The organism is Bacillus manliponensis, assembly GCF_000712595.1.
Taxonomy (GTDB): Bacteria; Bacillota; Bacilli; order Bacillales; family Bacillaceae_G; genus Bacillus_A; species Bacillus_A manliponensis.
Window position 1 is genome coordinate 1 of record NZ_JOTN01000082.1, and the last position, 499, is coordinate 499.

Here is a 499-nt window from a genome sequence, read left to right on the forward strand (position 1 = left end):
AATGAAGAAGATGAAGATATTCAGCTTCTTATTGATGGTGCTAAAGAGTATTTACTTGGATCAGGGGTTCGTGAAAATAATAGCGCACGATATAAAATTGCTGTAATGACATATGTTTTATTAAACTATGAAAATCACGATAAATCTTTAAACGTAGTGGCATTAAATGCATCTTTAGAAACAGCTATTCTACAATTAAGAGATTATGGTGGTGGTACAACATGAACCCAGCCAAGCTTGATAAGCGAATTACTTTTCAATCAAAGGAAAGCTATCAGGATGCTGAAGGTAATTGGGTAGAGAGTGACGATTGGAAAGATGTATTTACCGTATGGAGCTCTATCGTAGGCGCTGGAAGCATGAAAAATCCAGAGGTGGTTGTAGCAGGTGCACTTGGTGTAAAGTCGCCTAAACGAATTACTATTCGTGTAAATCAAAAATTAAGACGTGATATGAGAGCGACTTGTGAAGGTCGTTTTTTTGATGTTTTAGATTTTGA

Annotated in this window: 2 protein-coding genes; both read left to right on the forward strand. The window is 36.3% G+C overall.

Features of this window, described 5'->3' with window-relative positions:
* A partial coding sequence (locus BAMA_RS24810) for a head-tail connector protein (protein WP_034644447.1) occupies positions 1-225 on the forward strand: 225 nt, incomplete at its 5' end.
* On the forward strand, positions 222-499 hold a 278-nt coding region (locus BAMA_RS23320; RefSeq protein ID WP_051759077.1), incomplete at its 3' end, for a phage head closure protein. The genes BAMA_RS24810 and BAMA_RS23320, both read left to right, overlap by 4 nt.